The following is a 1,734-nucleotide window of genomic DNA, read 5'->3' on the forward strand; positions in this document are numbered from 1 at the left end:
GCCCGGGGTTTTCATGAGGGTGGGGTCGCAGGGTGTGTTTAAGCGACGAAAGGTGCTTCTGAGCTGGGAAAATAGTGTTGTTGACGCACTGTTCCACCGGCTGAAAGAAGCACCTTTCTGATGTCCAAGAGTACCCGTGTTTTCCCGTCCCTTCCTGTCGCCACGACGGAGCAGTCGCTGGTCTCCCATGCGGGGCTGAACGTGGTGACGTCCTTGATCGACGCGCTCGGGATCCGGGACTTATGTGAGGACCGTTTAGGGCAATTCGTCCCGTCCGGTGCCCGGCATCGGCCCGGCACGATTCTGGGATCCTTGGCGGTCATGCTCGCCGGCGGCGGGGAACACGTCTCGGATCTGGACATCCTACGGACCAGTGCCGGCGTCTTCGGAAACGTGGCCTCAAACGCGACCGTCTCACGGTTCTTCGAGCGGGTTGTCGCCAACCCGGACGTCTTCGGTTACGGCTTCGCGACGTTGACGCGAGAGCTGCGCTCACGGGCATGGGACGCTGCCGGGGAACGGAACCCGGCGCTGAAGGCGACCGTCTTGGAGCCGTTAGTCATCGATCTCGATGCCACGCTCGTGAGCTCCCATAGCGACAAGGAACAGGCCGTGGGCACCTACAAGGGCGGGTATGGATTCGCCCCTTTCATCGCCAGCGTCGATTACGGTGCGGGCAACGGGACCGGGGAAATCCTGGCTGCGTTGATGCGCCCTGGCAACGCCGGGGCCAACAGTGCACAAGACCACATCACGGTGTTCACCCAGGCCATCGAACAGCTTCCGGACGACTTCTACGACGGACACGGCGAGCTCATCGGGGACAAGGTGCTGGTGCGCACCGATAGTGCCGGGGCGTCAAGGAAGTTCCTGCACTACCTGGCATCGTTAGGCGTTCAGTTCACGGTGTCCTACCCGGTACCAGTCACCAAAGCCCACATGGTCGCCTGGATTAACGACAAAGCGCATTGGCAGCCGGCCCTGGACCAAAACGGTAAGGAACGCACCGACGCGTGGGTTATCAACGCCACCGAGATCCTCGGGCTCACAGATTACCCGGCCGGAACGAACCTGTTCCTACGTGCCGAACCCCTTCACCCCGGGGCGCAGGCAACGCTGCTCGACGTGGACGGGCACAGAATCACGGCCTTTCTGACGAACTCGCCGCGCTGGCACGGGCCCACCCTTGATGCCCGGCACCGGGCCCGGGGGCGGTGTGAGAACCGGATCAAAACCCTGAAGAACACTGGGCTCGGGAAACTGCCGTTCTTCGACTTCCATGCCAATCAGGCTTGGGCTCACATCGCCGCCCTGGCCATGAACCTGGTCTCCTGGCTACAACTGACTATCCTGCCAACCGGACATATAGCCCGTGGCTGGGACATCAAACGGTGGCGATACCGGCTCTTCGCCACCGCCGGGAAAATCATCACCCGAGCCCGCAGGAAACTGCTGCTGATCCCCGATAAAACACCGGAAGCCGCGACGATCACCACACTCCTGACCACCATCACCGGGCTCAAACACAACCTCCGACAACGGATACCTCGCCTGGCCTGAGAACAGACCAGTCAGCCACCGCAATCACGGCACACCCATCGGAAGACGTGGAAACCGACGCCCCAGCCAGCGACAACAGGCCCCGCCAGCGAGCCCAAAAACCACAAATCACCCCGAGGCCAGAATCAACCGCGAGTCCAGCTACCAATCCGACCCTCATGAAAAATCCGGGCT

At 61.8% G+C, this 1,734-nt stretch carries 1 protein-coding gene; it reads left to right on the forward strand.

What is annotated here, in order from left to right; genetic code table 11:
• Nucleotides 1-120: 120 nt before the first annotated feature.
• The gene (locus ACX80C_RS19295; protein ID WP_459328083.1) at nucleotides 121-1,560 is read left to right on the forward strand and encodes an IS1380 family transposase; all 1,440 of its coding nucleotides are present in this window, start codon (nucleotides 121-123) and stop codon (nucleotides 1,558-1,560) included.
• Nucleotides 1,561-1,734: the final 174 nt, after the last annotated feature.

The organism is Arthrobacter tecti, from assembly GCF_054511355.1.

What these genes read in the sequence shown, in the direction of transcription:
- ACX80C_RS19295 (WP_459328083.1), top strand. Translation starts at nt 121, where the DNA reads ATGTCCAAGAGTACCCGTGTTTTCCCGTCCCTTCCTGTCGCCACGACG.